The 17,660-nt window shown below is 35.5% G+C and carries 12 protein-coding genes; 2 read left to right on the forward strand and 10 right to left on the reverse strand.

Going from position 1 to position 17,660, the window contains the following annotated elements:
* Nucleotides 1–15 precede the first annotated feature (15 nt).
* Nucleotides 16–1,230, forward strand: coding sequence for an MFS transporter (locus ACWA1B_RS17110; protein WP_035651417.1), 1,215 nt, complete (start codon nucleotides 16–18; stop codon nucleotides 1,228–1,230).
* Between the two features lie 89 nt (nucleotides 1,231–1,319).
* Here the strand turns inward: ACWA1B_RS17110 and ACWA1B_RS17115 are convergent, their stop codons facing one another.
* The 8 genes from ACWA1B_RS17115 to rhaT all read right to left on the reverse strand — a co-directional run bounded on the left by ACWA1B_RS17115 (nucleotide 1,320) and on the right by rhaT (nucleotide 11,793).
* Nucleotides 1,320–1,907, reverse strand: a complete 588-nt coding sequence (locus tag ACWA1B_RS17115; RefSeq protein ID WP_456908965.1) for a LutC/YkgG family protein — start codon at nucleotides 1,905–1,907, stop codon at nucleotides 1,320–1,322.
* Nucleotides 1,897–3,300 carry a lactate utilization protein B gene (locus ACWA1B_RS17120; protein WP_456908967.1) on the reverse strand — a complete coding sequence of 468 codons (1,404 nt, stop codon included), beginning with the start codon at nucleotides 3,298–3,300 and terminating at the stop codon, nucleotides 1,897–1,899. The genes ACWA1B_RS17115 and ACWA1B_RS17120 overlap by 11 nt, the downstream gene beginning before the upstream one ends.
* Before the next feature lie 39 nt (nucleotides 3,301–3,339).
* Nucleotides 3,340–4,710 (reverse strand): glycoside hydrolase family 28 protein, encoded by a 1,371-nt coding sequence (locus ACWA1B_RS17125; protein ID WP_456908969.1) that lies wholly within the window; start codon nucleotides 4,708–4,710, stop codon nucleotides 3,340–3,342.
* An 87-nt stretch (nucleotides 4,711–4,797) separates the two neighbouring features.
* Nucleotides 4,798–5,535, reverse strand: coding sequence for a (Fe-S)-binding protein (locus ACWA1B_RS17130; protein WP_456908971.1), 738 nt, complete (start codon nucleotides 5,533–5,535; stop codon nucleotides 4,798–4,800).
* Between the two features lie 121 nt (nucleotides 5,536–5,656).
* Entirely contained in the window at nucleotides 5,657–7,018 is a 1,362-nt protein-coding gene (locus ACWA1B_RS17135) for an FGGY-family carbohydrate kinase (protein ID WP_456908973.1), read from the reverse strand.
* A gap of 80 nt (nucleotides 7,019–7,098) precedes the next feature.
* The gene (locus ACWA1B_RS17140; protein WP_456908975.1) at nucleotides 7,099–8,373 is read right to left on the reverse strand and encodes a TIM barrel protein; all 1,275 of its coding nucleotides are present in this window, start codon (nucleotides 8,371–8,373) and stop codon (nucleotides 7,099–7,101) included.
* A 181-nt stretch (nucleotides 8,374–8,554) separates the two neighbouring features.
* Complete coding sequence (locus ACWA1B_RS17145) at nucleotides 8,555–10,696, reverse strand: bifunctional aldolase/short-chain dehydrogenase (protein ID WP_456908977.1); 2,142 nt, start codon at nucleotides 10,694–10,696, stop codon at nucleotides 8,555–8,557.
* A gap of 26 nt (nucleotides 10,697–10,722) precedes the next feature.
* The gene (rhaT, locus tag ACWA1B_RS17150; protein WP_456908978.1) at nucleotides 10,723–11,793 is read right to left on the reverse strand and encodes an L-rhamnose/proton symporter RhaT; all 1,071 of its coding nucleotides are present in this window, start codon (nucleotides 11,791–11,793) and stop codon (nucleotides 10,723–10,725) included.
* A gap of 385 nt (nucleotides 11,794–12,178) precedes the next feature.
* Between rhaT and ACWA1B_RS17155 the strand changes: the two genes are divergently transcribed.
* Nucleotides 12,179–13,219: a GntR family transcriptional regulator gene (locus tag ACWA1B_RS17155; protein WP_035651106.1), complete on the forward strand. Its 1,041-nt coding sequence runs from the start codon at nucleotides 12,179–12,181 to the stop codon at nucleotides 13,217–13,219.
* A gap of 260 nt (nucleotides 13,220–13,479) precedes the next feature.
* On the opposite strand, the gene ACWA1B_RS17160 is transcribed toward ACWA1B_RS17155, so the two are convergent.
* Nucleotides 13,480–15,327, reverse strand: a complete 1,848-nt coding sequence (locus tag ACWA1B_RS17160; RefSeq protein ID WP_456908980.1) for a rhamnogalacturonan lyase — start codon at nucleotides 15,325–15,327, stop codon at nucleotides 13,480–13,482.
* Between the two features lie 150 nt (nucleotides 15,328–15,477).
* Entirely contained in the window at nucleotides 15,478–17,601 is a 2,124-nt protein-coding gene (locus tag ACWA1B_RS17165) for a hypothetical protein (protein ID WP_456908982.1), read from the reverse strand.
* Nucleotides 17,602–17,660 lie beyond the last annotated feature (59 nt).

Consider the following 17,660-nt stretch of genomic DNA (forward strand, 5'->3'; position numbering starts at 1 on the left):
TTAAAAAATAACAAAATGAGAATTTTACAAGAAAACCACAAGGGATTTAGTACTATACTAGCCTTGGCATTGATTCCACTATCTGGCTTTGCTACAGATATTTATTTACCTTCTTTGCCTGCAATGGCAAATGATTTGCATGTTTCGGCTTCGGCGGTACAGCTTTCGCTGGTTTTATTTATGTTTAGTGTTGGCATAAGCCAATTTTTTATTGGAAGTATTTTAGACAGTTTCGGGCGCTATAAAATCAGTTTAGCTTCACTTGCCCTATTTTCGCTTACCAGTTTTGTGATCGCATTAGTTCCCAATATTTATGTTATTTATGCTATGCGAATTATTCAGGGAATTACGATTGCGCTTATCGTAGTAGGAAAACGAGCTTATTTTGTTGACTTGTTTACGGGCGAAAAACTAAAAAGTTACATCAGTATGTTTTCCATTATTTGGGCCTGTGCTCCTATCATGGCGCCGTTTTTAGGTGGTTATCTGCAAAACAGTTTTGGATGGAGATCTAACTTTTATTTCCTTGGCGGATTATCCTTGGTTTTTCTGATTTTAGAACTTATTTACAGTGGAGAATCATTAAAACATTATCATCCATTTAAACTAAAATTGATTGCACAAACGTACAAAGGAATGCTTCAAACGGCTGATTTCACTCTAGGTTTGGTTATTATCGGTATTTCGTTTGGAATGGTTGTCGTTTACAGTTTATCAAGTCCGTTTATTATTGAACGTGTTTTAGGATATTCGGCGATTACTACGGGATACAGTTCTCTGCTATCTGGTTTTTCATTGATGACGGGCGGTATTATTGCAAAATCGATGATTAAAAAACCTTTGGCACAAAAAGTAAGTATTGCATTTGCGGTTCAGATAACTTTGGTTTTACTGATGATTTTTACCTCTTCCTTCGGAAGCAGTCTGTACACTTTAATTGGTTTTATTATCGGAATTCATATTGCTGGCGGCTTTATTTTCAATATTATTTATGGATATTGTCTAAGCCGTTTCTCCAAAAATGCCGGAATCGCAAGCGGACTTACAGGCGGTGTAATGTACATGATTAGTTCAATATTCAGCTACGGATTTGCTAATTTATTTAAAGTAAAAACGCAATTATTATTAGGCGTTGCCGATTTTGCACTGCTGGTAATCGTAACTATTATTTTTATAACTTTCAATAAATATAGAGCAAAAAGCTTAGCCGTTGAAGTGATAAAAAAATAACAATCTCATTTCAATTTAAATGGATTGTTCTAAAAAAAATCGCCACGAATTCACGGATTAGATTTAATTCGTGAATTCGTGGCGAAAAATTAGTTTAAAATAAAAACTATCAACCCTCGTGCACCATGCGCACCTAAAACCAACGACTGCTCAATATCAGCCGTTTTTGAAGGTCCGGCGATGAAAGTTCCGAAACCGTATTCCTGATTTCCTATTTTTTCATATGCCTGATGCATTGTTGGATAAATATTATTTTTATCAACAATAATCGCTAAATATTGTGCAATAAAAGGAGAAACACGTTGCCCTAGAATATCGTCTGTTACCCAAAGCGCACTGTTTTCAGCAACACCAAAATGCGCTTTTACAACCGTCAATTCAACGTCTTTAAGCGAATGCGGATCGTCATTTGTCCAGTCTAAAGTTGCAATTTCTGAAAGCTCAGGAAGCGTTGTAACTATACGTTTTTGAATATTATAATGCTCTTTGATATATGAAATTATATCTTCGTAATTTTTAACTTCTACAGCGTTTCCTCCAATGTTTTTCAGCACCGTTTTATAGGTTTCTAAAACATGGAATTGTTCAGAACCTAAAACTTTTAAGTCTGGCAAAGCGGTTACAGAATCGGGTTGATTCTGCTTTATTTTATTTAATATATCGGCTTTACTGCTCATTGTTTTTATCTTTTGCTTCTCTTGAATTTTTCTTGTACCACTCTCTAAATGATTCTTCTGGAACGGCAGGCATTTCGCGCTGATCATACCATTTATTCATTTTATTATTGACTAAACCTGGAGCATTTTTCATTACAAATCGCCCTGATTTTCCAGCGATATTAAATACCGTCGGATTCGCTAAAACCGTCGCCATTGTTTTCATTGCAATGGTTTTTGAAGTTGGCGTATGTCCTTCTTTCACCAAAACCTGACGCCATTTATACAGCTGATCATGAATATCGATTTTTACCGGACAAACATTCGTACACGAACCGCAAAGCGTACTGGCAAAAGGTAAATCGGCGTTTTTGCTCATGTCCAGATTTGGTGCCAAAATAGAACCAATTGGTCCCGCGACAGCATTGTGATAACTATGTCCGCCGCTTCTTCTGTAAACCGGACACGTATTCATACACGCACCACAACGAATACATTTTAGCGAATTTCTAAAATCTTCTCGTCCTAATTGTGTGCTTCGGCCATTATCGACAATTACAATATGAATTTCCTTGCCATCTATTGGCTTTTTAAAGTGGCTTGAAAAAGTAGTAATTGGTTGTCCCGTAGCACTTCTCGCTAATAATCTCAAGAAAACACCTAAATGTTCTCTTTTCGGAATCAGTTTTTCAAAACCCATACAGGCAATGTGAACATCGGCTAAATGTGCGCCCATATCAGCATTTCCCTCATTGGTACAAACCACAAATTCTCCAGTTTCTGCAATGGCGAAGTTAACTCCGGTCAAAGCTGCTTTTCGGGTTAAAAACGTATCACGAAGTTGTTGTCGCGCCGATTCGGTTAAATATTGTGGATCGAAATTTCCTTTTTCTGTGCCTAAATGTTCATGAAAAGTTTCACTTACATCTTCTTTTTTAAGGTGAATTGCTGGCAAAACAATATGACTCGGTGGTTCTTTACGAAGCTGCACAATATATTCTCCTAAATCGGAGTCTATAACTTCTACACCATTTTCAGCTAAATATTCATTCAGATGACATTCCTCTGTAAGCATTGATTTTGATTTCACCATTTGCTTGACATCGTGTTTTACCAAAATCGAATGCACAATTTCGTTATGTTCTTTTGCATCGGCTGCCCAATGCACTTTTATTCCGTTATTTTGTGCATTTGCTTCAAATTCAACTAAATAATCATGAATATTAGAAAGCACATTATTCTTGATTATAGAAGCTGTTTCGCGCAGTAATTCCCAGTCCTGAATTTGATGCGCCGATTTATCACGTTTTTGGCGCACAAACCAAAGCGTTTCGTCATGCCAATCCACTCGTTTAACATCTTTATTAAAACGTGCGGCGGCTTCACTATGTTCTATTGTTTTTTTTGAAGACATCTTTTAAAAAGTTTATTATAACGAGATTGGTTTTATTATTTAATTTTTGCTGACAAAATTCACTACATTTTCATGAATTGCTTTCTCTCCCTGAACATTATCAGCAGTTACATTCGTCAGAAAAATATTTTCTACCGGAAGTTCTTTCTGAGCTTCAATTCTCGAAATAAACTTCACATTTGTTGCTTTTATATTTTCTAAATGCACATTTTTTATTGGCGTCAAACGTCGTTCAATTGTTGGAACCAAATCACGCCATTGGTACAAAACATCAGTTTCTATACCGAGAATTCCTGCATCAATTTTACCCGATCTAATGTTGGTCATATAAATATTGTTTACAAAACCGCCTCTTCTTTCATTGGTTTTAATGTACAAAAGATGATTTAGTTTTGCGCCATCAACAACATTACAGTTGTCAATAAAAACATTTTCGATTCCGCCTGAAAGTTCACTTCCGATGGCCACTAATTGATGCCCATTTTTGACTGTACAATTGCGCATTACAATATTTTTTGAAGGCGTATTCAGATTCCAAGCATCGATACCACATCCTGATTTAATTGCAATAGCGTCATCGCCTTGGTCAAAAACACAATTTTCGATCAATACATTTTGTGACATCTCGGGATCAACACCATCGTTATTATGTCCATGCGCATATACTTGAAGATTTCTGATTACGACATCTTTTGATAAAAACGGATGAATGGTCCAAAAAGGACTGTTTGTGATCTTAACGCCATCCATTAAAACATTTTGGCAACGATTAAACTGAATAAAATGAGGGCGCAAATTTGCTGTGTCATTTACCATTTGTCTTTCTTCCACAGGTTTTTTATACGAAGCCAAATAATATAATCTCTTCAAGCTTTCCATATGTGCTTTTGGACGAGCAAACCATTTGGTCCAAACTTCCATTTTAGCTTTTAATTCACCGTCGCCGGTAATGGCAATATTTTTACATTGGTACGCATAAATCAGCGGTGAATAATTGTAGCATTCGTATCCTTCCCAAGTGGAACAAACTGCAGGCAGATAATCTTTTGGATCTTCAGAAAAAAGTAAAACGGCACCTTTATTCAAATGCAGATTTACATTACTTTTAAAATGAATTTTCTTCGTCAGCCATTCGCCTTCTGGAATCACAACAATTCCTCCGCCAGCTTTATTGGCTTTTGAAATGGCTTTTGAAATGGCTTCAGAAGTTTTGTTTTTATCTCCTTTTACAGCTCCAAAATCAATAATCGAAAACTCTTTGCATTTGCTAAAATCCGGAATTTTAATTACTGGCATTTCAAATGGTGCTTTTACCACAACTTCTTTCTGCGTCACAGTAGACGGATCTTTTTTGAATGATAAAAAAATGATAGAAAGAAATAAGATGGAACAAAGTACAATTTTTTTCATGATAATGTTTTTAAAAAATGGCTCGCAGATTTTACGGATTAAACCAGAGAAAATCGGTTTAATCCGTAAAATCCGTGGCCTATGTTTCTACGCCATTGTATTTAATATTTCGGCAATATGAATAGTCTTTATAGGACTATTTTGTCTTTTCAGGATGCCTTCTAAATGCATTAAACACGACATATCGCCGCCAGTAATATAATCTACATTATGATTTTCATGATCTTTGATTCGGTCTTGTCCCATTTTTACAGAAACCGCTTCTTCGGTTACACAAAAAGTTCCGCCAAAACCACAGCATTCGTCTTTTCTGGATAAAGAAACCAAATCCAGGCCTTTTATTTCAGAAAGCAATTGTTGTGGTTTTGAGAAAAATGGTGCGTTTAATTCGGTCATCTGCGAAAGCTTTAAACCACGCTGACCATGACAACTTTGGTGCATTCCGACTTTGTATGGGAAGTTTCCTTGTATGTGATCTATTTTCAGAATATCGGTAATAAACTCTGTCAGTTCAAAAACTTTTTTGCGCATTTCTGAAGCTACAAGTTCTAATTTTTCGTCGTGCAAATGGTCTTTTACATGCAAAACACAACTTCCAGAAGGACAAACGATATAATCAAATCCTGCAAAATTCGCAATAAAATTTGCATTACAGCCTTTCGTTAAATGTTCGTAACCGCTGTTTGCCATTGGCTGGCCACAACAAGTTTGCCCCATCGGAAAATGAACATCACAGCCTAATTTTTGCAAAAGCTCATAGGTTGCTATTCCAACTTTTGGGTAAAACTGATCGACATAACACGGTATAAAAAGTCCGATTTTCATTTGTTATTATTTTGTTTTTAGCCCGCAGATTTGGCAGATTAAATAGATTTTTTCTGCACAATCTGCCAAATCTGCGAGAAACAAAAATCTTTATTAAGTCTGTAATCTGTGGCTATAAATTCTAATGCTTATAAAACTTCAAGTCGATTAAATCATTTTGAATTGGTTTTGGATTCCAGTTTTCATGGATTGCCAGCGCTGCGCCTAATGCACTTGCCTGTGCCATCGATGCCGCATACACTTCAATATCAGGATACGCTTCTGCCAGCAGATTCATAAAAATGGAATTCTTACTGAAACCTCCATCTACAAAAATTTTTTTCACAGGACTATTATGTATCACTAAGTTAGTCGAAAAAACTTGTTGTTCAACCAAATCCAACATCAATTGATGATAAGCCGTTTCATAGTCTTTAAATAAAGAAAGATCTCTTGTTTGAAACGGACATTCTTTCAGAATATCAAAATCATATTTCTTTGGATAAATAATCTGAAAATTAAGCGATCGCAAAGTCGCAACAATCTTCTTATTAAAATAAACATCTTTGAAACTGTCAAACGGAACATTAAAATGGGCAGCCAATCTTTTAGCCTGAACTTCATGTTCGTTGCCCGAAAATAATCGTGCTGCTTTTACCGGTTTTTCGGTGTATTGCATGTAGCACAAACAATCCTGCTGTAATTCCTCAAAAGTCAATGGTTTATTATTGAAAGGATTCAGTGAAATACTCCAGGTTCCTGTCGATAATAAAACAAAAGGCTCCGTAAAATTAATTGTATACGGAATTATTGCCGATGAACTGTCATGAAGACCAACTCCAATTGCCAGATCATTTTCTTTTTTCAAAACATCTTTTCCGTAATGCAACGGCGGAATTTTAGCTGAAATACCTTCGTTTTGAAGCCATTTATGATACTTCATCTTTTTAAAATTCCAAAGATTCGTATGACAGCCAATACTTGTAATATCGGCGAAAGCTTCATTTGTCAGCAGAAAACTCAAATATTGCGGTAAATGAAGACAATATTTTACCTTTTCAAACAACTCTGGCTTTTCTTCCTTAAGCCTGTAAATCTGCATTCCAGAATTAAGACTTCCTAAAACCGGAGAAGCTGTTTTGACTGCAAATTTTTCTTCGCCTTTATACTTGTTGTAAAACCCTTTTTTTAATTCCTCTGGATAATCTTTTAGATAATTATACAGAGGAGTCAAAACTTTTCCGTTTTCATCAATGTACACAAAACTAGCACCGTATGTACTAAAATTGATTGCTTTTAAAACATAGCTGGTCAGCTCTTTTATTTCTGATAATCGATCGAGTATCCAGTTTTTCAGAACATCAATATCTTCACAAGGAAAACCATCTTCATCTGTGGTTTCATCAAGATTTACTGATTTTTCCCAAACAATCTTATAATTTTCATCAAATAAAAAAACCTTTTTGTTTGTTTTACCAATATCAAAAATTGCAACTACATTCATTTTTTTTAATTGTAAATTGTTAATTATCAATTGTTAATTTTAGATTCATAATTTATAATTAAACAATTAATAATTTATAATTATAACCCTGTTGCCATTGTTTTTAATCCTCTTTCACCAATTAGATTGCTTCTAACGGCAAGAGAGCGATACAATTCAACTGGATTTAAAGCGGCTCCAGAACGCAAACGAGCTTCAGCAACTAATGCGCGAACATCTGTACGGAAAGCATTTTGAAGAATTTCCTGTGCTTTTACTACGTCATTTTCTTCTTGAGCTTGTTCCAATGCTTTTCTGTCAACAGAAAGTGCTTGAGCATATGCAATCATAATTGCTTCTACAGATTGCAATAAATCTTCTAAAGGATCTTTAATATTGTGAGATGCATCAATCATCCAGCCTAAATCTTTGGCGTGGTTCATTCCTCTTGCATCCATTCCTTCTACTAATTCATTGAAAATCAAAAACAACTGATAAGGTTTTAAAGCTCCAGCAGTTAAATCGTCGTCTCCGTATTTTGAATCATTAAAGTGGAAACCTCCTAATTTATTATCCATCAATAAAATAGAAACAATTTGCTCAATGTTTGCATTTGGCAAATGATGTCCTAAATCAACAAGCGTTTTTGCTTTGTCACCTAATTTTTGAACGTAGGAATACGACTGTCCCCAATCGGCAACAGTTGTGGAGTAAAAATTTGGTTCAGCACATTTGTATTCCAAGAATAATTTCCAGTTTGAAGGCAATGCATCGTAGATTTCTTCTAAACTTTCTAATGTATTTTGATACGCTTTACGGAAGTTTAATTGTCCAGGGAAATTAGATCCGTCAGCCAACCAAACCGTTAATGAATCAGATCCTAATTCGATTCCGTGTTTGATAACCTCGATATTGTGAGCAATTGCTTGTTTACGAACTGCTTTATTTACGTTTTGAAGCGAACCATATCTGTAAGTATGCTCTGCACTTGCCTGATCCTGAAACGTGTTCGAGTTCATGGCATCAAACTTTAATCCGTGCTGTGCTGCAAGCGTTTTGATTGCTTTATAATCAGTCGGGATATCCCACGGAATATGAAGCGAAATCGCTCCAGAAGCATTGTTTAATTTATGAAGCAAACCTACATCTTCAATTTTTTCTTCTAATGAACGAGGTTCTCCTCCACCTGCAAAACGTCCAAATCTAGTTCCTCCAGTTCCTAAAGCCCAAGATGGAATCGCGATTTGAAAGTCAATTAATTTTTGAATAATCGATTCTGCATTTTCTATTTCTGATGCTGTAAAAGCAAATTTATTTTGATGTTTTTTCAGCAATCCCTCGTTATGAGATGCAATATTGTTTGATTCAATTAACATAGCATTTTATTTTATTAGCGCACAATTTAACACATTATATCGATTGCGCTCTTGGTTAATCATAATTATTTTTTTGCGTTTTTTTAGTTCTTAAATTTTAAAAAAATCTAACGCTCGAAAATTTCCGAACGTTAGATTACAAAAAACCACCTTTGTTTTAAACTTAAAAAAACTAAACAATCTATCTGTAAAAGCCCATTCCGACACCGCCATCAACGTTTAGAGCGTTTCCTGTAGATTTACCTAATAAACCACCAACGAAAGCAAAACACGCGTTTGCGATATCATCTGGCAATATAATTTCATTTAATAATGTACGTTTTGCATAGTAAGCCGGCAATTCTTCAACTGTAATTCCGTATGCTTTTGCACGTCCTTCTGCCCATCCGCCAGACCAAATGTTTGAGTCTGAAATTACAGCATCTGGATTAACTGTGTTTACACGAATTTTATCAGCTCCAAGTTCAGCAGCCATTAAACGTGTTAAATGCGCCTGAGCTGCTTTTGCAGAACCGTATCCAGGATTATTTGGACCCGCAACTACTGCATTTTTAGAAACAATATTTACGATATCTCCTCCAAAACCTTGTTTACGCATTACTTCGATTCCGGCTTTAGAAACAATAAATTGTCCTTTTACCAAAATATCATATAATCTGTCCCACTCTTCTAAGGTATGCTCAGCAATAGATTTAGAAATACTGATTCCGGCATTATTTACCACAATATCAGCACCTCCAAAAGCTAGAGAAGCTTCATCGAATGCTTTTTCTGTACTATTAGGATCTGTAACATTCAATAAAGTACTTGAAACAGCATCTTTACCAAATAATTTCACAAACTCAGCTGTAGCCGATTCTAAGCGCTCTTCGTTAATATCATTGATAACCACACAAGCACCCTCCTGAGCAAATTTCTTCGCGATAGCTTTACCAATTCCGCCGGCAGAACCTGTAATTACAGCTACTCTTCCTGACAATGCTTTTGGTTTCGGCATACGCTGTAATTTAGCTTCTTCCAATAACCAATATTCGATATCAAATGCTTCTTGATGAGGCAATGAAGTATATTCTGAAACTGCTTCAGCACCTTTCATTACGTTTACGGCATTGATATAATATTCTGACGCCAAACGCGCCATTGTTTTATCTTTTGCAAAAGTGAACATTCCAACTCCAGGGTATAAAATCACAACTGGATTTGGGTCACGCATTGCAGGTGAATTTGATTTTTTGCATGCATTGTAATAGTTTTTGTACATTGCACGATATGCTTCAAATGCTGGTTTTAATTTCGCTTTAATTGCATCAACATCAGACAAATCTTCGTTTGGGTCTAATTCTAAAACCAGTGGACTGATTTTAGTTCTTAAAAAGTGATCCGGGCAAGAAGTTCCAAGCGGTGCTAATTTTGAAAGATCATTAGAGTTAATGAATTCCAAAACTCTTGCATCATCTGTATAATGTCCAATCATTTGACGCTCTGAGGAACAGAAACCTCTTAAGATTGGAGCTACTTTTGCTGCTTTTAATTTACGATCGGCTTCTGGAAGACTATCGATTTTTTTACCTCCAAAAACTGGACGTTTTTTTCCGTAATTGCTTTCTAAATATTCAGCACATTTTTCGATTACTTCCAGCGTATTAATGTAACTTTCATATGCAGTATCTCCCCAAGTGAATAAACCGTGAGATCCTAGCATAATACCGCGAAGTTTTTTTCCTTTCTTTTCAGCTTCTTCCAAACAGCTTCTTAATTGAAGTCCAAGGTCAAAACCAGGGCGTTGCCAACCTACCCAGCCAATTTCACCGTCAAATAATTCTTCTGTGATTTTCTTTCCATCTTTTGCTGCAGCGATTGCAATTGCCGCATCTGGATGCAAGTGATCGATATGCTTGAAAGGCAAGAAACCGTGCAAAGGTGTATCAATTGAAGGTGCTTTTGAAGCTAAATCAAAAATACAATGATTGAACAATTCCACCATTTCATCTTCAAACTCAATTCCTCTGTACACATTTTCAAGGTTGCGCAATCTGTCTAAATAAAGCGCTGCACAGCCTGATTTTGTCAATGTTCCGATATCTCCACCAGAACCTTTAATCCACATAACCTCAGAACTTTCGCCTGTTAATGGATCTTTATCTGTAATTTTTACCGACGTGTTTCCACCTCCGTAGTTTGTCAATCTTAAATCGGCTCCAAGTAAATTAGAGCGATAAATAAAAAGCGCTACTTCATCACCAGCTAATTCTTTTGCTTTAGCGTCATCCCAAAGATAGCTTACGTGCTTAAAATTCATATTAGTTGTATTTATATTCGACATTTGGTTGTTTTGATTTTAGTTGATTTTTATAATGAATTCCCGATTCCTACTACAACAATCGAAAGCATGATTAATCCAATTCCCCACACAAAAGTTCTCATTGTTTTTTTAGAAACTCCTGTCCATTCTTTCAGATAGAATCCCCAGAAATTGGCTGTCAAAATGATAGTCGACATGTGCAGAATCCAAGAACTTGCACCATTTCCTAATTTGCTTTCCCCCATACCGTAAAAGAAAAACTGCAAAAACCACATTGTTCCTGCAATTGCTGAAAACAAAATATTTTTTGAAATTGGTGTTGTGGTATCTGTATAATTACCAAAGGTTTTATTCTTGAAATTCAGATAAATACACCATAAAAAGTTAGTTGTTAAGCCACCCCAAAGTATAACGATATAACTAACATTGTTTTGGAACAAAAACTCACCTTGATTTGGATTTGCTAATTTCCATGCTTCGTTGGCAACATCAGCCATTGGTTTTGCTGCTTCAATTCCGAAGTTGAAAAACGAACTTAAAATACCTGATATAATAGCAATAATAAGTCCTTTTACCAGACTAAAATCTTTGTCTTTATCTTCATGGCCTGTTGCAAAATCCTTTTCTTTCAGCATTCCTGCTTTTCCTAGAATTGCAATACCGATAATACATATTAAGACTCCAGCTAAAACCATTTGTCCACCTGAGTTCGCAAACATACCACTGATTGACTCTTTTCCTTCAACTGCATTAAAATGATAATAAATTGGTGGAATCAAAGCGCCGAAAGCAGAACAAAAACCTAAAGTGATTGAGTTTCCTAATGACATTCCTAAATAACGAACTCCAAGACCATAAGTAAGTCCGCCTACTCCCCAAATTAATCCCATTATAAATGCTAATGCTTTAACAGATGGAGCGGCTTCTGCAATAATTTCAGTAAAATTTGGAATAGTCAAATAAGCAGCAATTGGTGGAACGATCAACCAAGAGAAAAAACCTCCTATAAGCCAATAGCTTTCCCATGCCCAATTTTTTACTTTCTTGAATGGCATATAAAAACTGCCCGAAGAGAAACCTCCAATGGAGTGAAAAATAATACCTAGTAATGATTCCATTTAATAATTTTAGTTTGTGGTTATTGATAGTTAATCTGGTTTTGTAAAATAAGAGAATGTAAAAAAGAAAACTGTCCTGTACTATCCTTTATGATTTTAGGAATTATGTTAAAACCAAAGAATATTGCGAAGAAGAATGGTTTTTAAGTAGAAAAATAAATTTAAAATTTCTATTTTAGCAATCGATTTCGTAATTATTATATCATCAATTTGTAATAATGAAGCAAATCTCCAAAAACATAAAATTAGCCTTATTTAATTCTTTCTCTTTGTGAGAAAAGTAGCAATTACAGCACTTTATCGGATTTTAAGTAAAGCTTATATCCAAATTTTAATTCAGAATTATGCTCGTGAATTTTTCAGCATAATTTTCAATACCTGCAAAATGATTAAACTTATTAAAATTGATGAAGATTCAAGGGTTCCAAAATACAAGCAGATTGTAGATTCAATTTTACAGAATATTGCCAACGGAAATCTAAAAATAAATCAAAAAATACCTTCCATTAACAGTTTCAGCGAGGAGTTTTATATGTCTCGTGATACTGTCGAAAAGGCTTATAATATCTTAAAAGAGCGAAAAATTATTTCTTCTATCAGAGGAAAAGGCTATTATATTACCCGAACAAAACTCGAATCAAAGGTAAATGTTCTTTTTCTGTTCAATAAACTGAGCGCATATAAAATGAAAACCTACAGTTCATTTATTAATACTGTTGGTGCAAATGCGCATACTGATCTTCATATTTATCATTGTGACGAAACCTTATTTCTAAACCTGCTTGACAAATTCGAAGGCGCTTATGATTATTATGTCATCACAACACACTTTAAAACAGATGAATTAAAACATTTAAGTTTTACTGATGATGTTGTAAAAGCAATCGAACGCATTCCGAAAGAGAAATTGGTCATTATGGATAATATCAAACTCGGAATGGAAGGCGAAATCATCAAAATTTATCAGGATTTTGAGAATGATATTTATAATGCTCTAAAAGAAGGTTTATCGAAAATTACTAAATACAAAAGGCTGATTTTGGTTTATCCTGAAAAAGCGGTTTATCCTTATCCAAGAAGAATCTTGCACGGATTCAGAAAATTTTGTGTGGAGCACGAAATCAATTTTGAGATTCTGAGCGAAGTTTACGATGATATGATTCTGAAAAAAGGTGATCTATTTATTACTATTGAAGAATCGGATTTGGTGAATTTAATGAAACAGATTCGCGATGAAGAGTATATTTTAGGAAAAGAAATTGGCGTAATCTCTTATAACGACACACCTCTAAAAGAATTACTAGGCATCACGGTTATGTCAACCGACTTCAACGTCATGGGAGAAACAGCAGCCCGAATGATTTTAAATAAAGAAAAAGGTGAAGTGAAAGTGCCTTTTAATTTTATTGATAGAAATTCTATCTAAGGGGCTAAGGTTCTAAGGGACTGAGGTTCTAAGGTTTTTCAAAGTTTGTCATTTCGAGGAACGAGAAATCACACTCGTTTATCGACACAGATTTTCGTCATTCTTTGTAGAGTTTCTAGTGTGATTTCTCGTTCCTCGAAATGACAATATTGCGTTCATAAAATGCGAAAGACGCACTGCTGTGCGTCTCTACAATAAAACCTCTTATAAAAAAAAACTTAGAACCTCAGTCCCTTAGAATCTTAGCACCTAAAAGAAAACTATTTCTTAACCACCAAAGAAATATTCGGTTTTGGCGCTGGTTTCATGTCTTTTCCCATATAAAAACTTGTATGTGGAGGCTGATTATAACCTACATTCTGCCACGCAATACTCAATCTGTATTGTGGATCATGCATTAAAGTATATTGTCTTATACCAGTCGGAATTGTGGTCGAATAAATTCTCAATTCTTTATTATCCTCAGATCTTAAAATTAGTTCTTCACGCCAGTCGCCTAGAATATCTGCAGAAAGTGCCGGAGTTGATTTTGTTCCATTATTAGAAACGGCTCCTGTTGCAGTAAACAATCTTCCTTTATTGTATTTATCGATGTAATTTGAATTCAGAATTTCTCTTGAAGTGTCACCATCCCAATAAATTAAAAAATTGATTGAACTTGGCGCTTTTCCAACAACTTTCCCTTTCATATTGTATAAATCTGGCGAACCCGAATACCAAAACTGCGCCCCTTTCAGCTCAGGGTCAATATTATCTGCAACGCCTCTTCCAACATCTTCATTTATAGAACCTGTAAATAAAACTTTTCCATCTTTCGCAGCAAAAATAGTTGCACCAGGACCCGTTGTGCCATTTTCAATTTCGTGAATTCCAAAAACTTCGAGACCTGGAAGATCTGGATCTAAGTCTGAAACGTGGATAGCATCACCATGTCTGAAACCTGTTGTATATAAACCTTCTCCATTATCATCCACACACATTGATCCATAAATAATTTCATCTTTGCCATCATTATCAACATCTGCAACGGTAAGATTATGATTTCCCATTCCGGAATATGGATTTTCAGCATCTTTACTGTCAAAAACCCATCTCGAAATCAGGTTGCCATTTTTAAAATCCCAAGCCGCTAAAACCGTTCTTCCGTAATAACCACGGCACATTACAACACTCGGATGAACGCCATCTAAATAAGCAACACAAGCCGTAAAGCGATCAATTCTATTTCCTTTTGTGTCGTTTCCTCCACTTCCGCCATGTCCGCCCCAGCCTGCCAAATCGCCTCTTTCAGCAATATAATCAACAGTTGTAACAATCTTTCCAGTTCTTCCGTCAAAAACAGAAAGATATTCTGGACCTTTCAAAATCTTCCCATAAGTTCCTGAATTCGGATCTCGGTCAACCCAATCTTTTGAAGCATCGCCAACAACATTATTCTGACTGTCTGTGGTTCCATCGGCAGTTTTGCAAACCAATTCAGCAATTCCGTCTCCATCCAAATCATACACCATAAACTGTGTATAATGTGCGCCTTCGCGAATGTTTTTTCCTAAATTAATCTGCCATAAAAATTTTCCTTCTAAAGTATAAGCCTGAAATATGGGCGGATCTGTAATTCCTGTATGCGAATTGTCATGTGCTTTTCCGGTCATATGTATGATTAAATCGTATTTTCCATCGCCGTCTAAATCTCCAACCGAAAGATCATTTGCAATATATCCTTCAATTGGTTTTAATACTATTGACAAATAATCTTTATCAGAACTTGAAGCAGGAATCGTAAAACTTCCTTTTGCATCTGATTCTTTTCCTTTTAAAACTGTTTTTACAAACCAAGTATTTTCTTCCTGAGCATTTGCTTTTGCATCAACAAAATTAGTAGCACCCAAAATTGGTTTGTCATTTAATTTAACTGCTTTTTTACTACCACTTTTACGATATAAATTAAAAGCAAGATTATCAGGATCAGTTCCTAAAACGCGCCAGCTTATAAAAAACTGGCCTTTATCTTTTAAGGCAATAACGCCTCGATCAAGATTTTCCATTTGCCTTTGTGCAAAAATAGAAACAGATAAAAGTGATAGTATTAATAGAGTTATTTTTTTCATGATTGGTTTAATTATTTGAATAGTAAAAATTTCACGCAGATTTAAAATGATTTTAGCAGATTGACGCAGATTTTTTAATTTATTTCTATCGTTCCTCGGAATGACAAAAACTTAGAACCTTAGTATCTTAGCACCTTAGAATCTTAGAAATCAAAACATCTTTTGGAATCCTTCGCTTTGCACTTTCCAGGTTCCATCTTTTGGGAAACCCGGATTTGGTTCAATTGCTCCGTCCCAGCCGGCGCACATCATGGCAACGGCTGTTAATAATCCGCCATTTCCTGGGAGATATAATGTCAATCTTTCTGCCTGATAATTATGTCCGTTTTTCAAATACGTATTTGTGGTTACATTCATAAACAAGGCATCAATAGCTTTTTCTGGCATATTTAATCTTGCTGCGGTCATTGCTGTCATCGGGAAATCCCAACCCCAAGTTTTGTCCCATGACCACGTTTTCCATACCAAATCAAAAGTATTTTTCATGATTTTTTTATCCAAAAGAGAAGTTTCAGGAAGCATTCCGAAAGTTCCTAAAACTGATGGATGATCCGTTTTGAATTCTGGATTTGTATACGAATCTGTTGCGCTTTCTGTTGCCAGATAGACATCTCCAGAAACCGGAAGTTTTGATAATTTAGCCAAAACTTTTTCCCATTTTTCAGGCACATCTTGGTTTAACCCCTGTTTCCATGAAATTGCCGTTTTTAATGCCCAATTCCAATAAGCCAATTCATAAGTTGGATTAAAAGTTTCCATCGCCTTAAAGCGTTCTTGAGCCGGAATAACGCCCGGGCCTAAAACAAAACGATCGTTTTTAGCATCATAATTTGCAAACGAAGCCATAAAATCGGCGGTTGCAAAAACGCGTTCACTATATAGCTTCAAGGTAGCAGCTGTTGGATTTGCACGATAAATCAATTCAGCATAAGTTATAAAATGCGGCTGCTGCCAAATCAAAAATGAGCCTACAGATGACGGGCTTTCATTTCCATCAGGATCAGTCATTTTTTGCCATCTTGCGCCTTCAAAACCTTGTCTTTTGGCAATATTTTTAGCTTTATCAAAAACTTTTTGATACCAAGGAAGACTTTTTTCCAACAATTCTGCTCGGTTCCAAAGTGCAAAATGAACACCGTGCCACCAATGCATTTCTAAATGCGGTTTTCCGTACCAGCTATTATATGTCAAACCGGTTTCCTGAGGCGGTACTTTTCCTGTACATTGTACTTTTGTCAAATATTGCGAAAGAATCACTCTTCGTTCCAACTCCTTCGCACGCGGATCTGTGCTTCCAAAAAAATCAACTGCTGCACCGCTTTTCCAGAAATTTTCCCAGCCTTTTATACTGCTGTTTTGAATATTTTCAAAAGAAGAGTTTTCAGTTTTATTTTCTGCCAAAGCAAAAAGACAACTCAATTCTAATGTATTGGTGTTTGAGACTTCCACAACAAAATAATGATCTGAAGTTTTTTTAATTTGGGCATTTCCTTTCCACATTAAATCAACGTTGTACGAAATACTGTCCATTACATGCGTTACAACAGCTTCAGTTTTTGATTTTTGTTTTAATGTACTTGTATAATTTTGCGTTCCTTCATATTTAGTTCCGAAATCTGACCAGTCACCAGTTGGAAACGGAATTCTCAAACTAATTTTTAAGCGTTTTTGCTGTAGTAAATCGGACTTTACTTTTACGCCAATTGCATCTTTTTCCTGATGGGAAGCTGTTAAAACCGTTACAGGAATTCCTTCTACTTCAAAATAACTTTCAATTTCGCCTGTCCATAAATTCAGTTTTTGAGAAATTGATTTAATATCTGAAACTTTTGCTTGACTTCCATCTTTCTTCAAAATTTCAAAACCCAAATTCCCCAATTGGACTAAATGCGGATTCTGTCTGAACCAATTTATAGCATCGACTTTTCTTTTTGGCTCTTTAATCTGAACGGTATACGAAATATTTCTTCCGTACTGCTGATACTCTTTTAAAGTCTCAGAAAACTTAAAATTCTCCGTATTTTTATAACTGTCCCAACCCCACTCCGACTCCGTTCCTAACGGAATTCCGTTTTGATAAGTTTTCGGAAAAGTCTGCAATCCCGTTGCATCGACCGTAAAGGCAAAAGCACCATTTCCAACTGTCAAAGAAGCCAAAGTATCGATAGCTGTGATTTGAACATTGTGACGATTTACTAATGCTTTTCGATCTATTTTTTGAGCGGACAACGAAATCGCAAAGAGAAATAAAGTAATTAATTGATATTTTTTCATTTGGTTATTTTTTGGTTTCAGTTTTCAAGTTTAAGTTTCAAAAAGGCTCATTTTACATT

This window comes from Flavobacterium xizangense, from assembly GCF_054075145.1.